Source organism: Desulfosporosinus burensis, assembly GCF_054657535.1.
On sequence record NZ_BAAHYN010000069.1, the window covers coordinates 1 to 665 of the forward strand.

At 43.6% G+C, this 665-nt stretch carries 1 protein-coding gene; it reads right to left on the minus strand.

The genetic code is table 11. The features are described 5' to 3' along the window. Window positions 1-47: 47 nt before the first annotated feature. Window positions 48-665 (minus strand): tyrosine-type recombinase/integrase (locus ACYQ3Q_RS28405; protein WP_459931738.1); only part of this gene is annotated, 618 nt, incomplete at its 5' end.

The window sequence follows — 665 nt, forward strand, 5'->3', positions numbered from 1 at the left end:
AAGCCCTCATATCAAGCCCTTCCTTCACAAAAATGGCGGGATAATATTTACTGGCTTAACCCATATAACTGCCTGATTAACGCCTCATCATCTTCCCACTCAAGATATGCAGTTTCGCCGGATAGCAACGGGTTCAATTTTGAAGTAGCTTTCATGATAGCCTCTTTTTTCATTTCAGTATCAGCATTCGCATAGATCAATGTCGATGAAATTTGTGCATGCCCGAGCCATTCAGCCAGCAAAACCATTGGCATCCCACTTTTATACAGGTGCATGCTACGAGAGTGACGAAACATGTGGCAATGAAGTGACTCTGGGACTTTTGGATTGACGTTATGCGCGGCGGTACCGTATTTCTTGACAAACTTTTCTGAGCAGTCTGGCGACATAGCAGATCGGTTCCCTTTTCGTTCGATGTAGAAAAGATGATTGCTAAAGGAAATTTCAGGGTGGAAGACATCAACATACTTTCTGAAATGATCAACGGTTTTGGGCATTACTGGCACCAAGCGCGTTTTCCCACCTTTCCCAGTAATGACAACGTAGGGCGATTTACCTTCGAAGTGGATGTCACTTAACCTGATATCTAGCAACTCTTGGTTTCTGGCTCCGGTATCATACATCAGTATCATAAAGAACAGATTTCGTAGCCCCTTCTTCTTTCT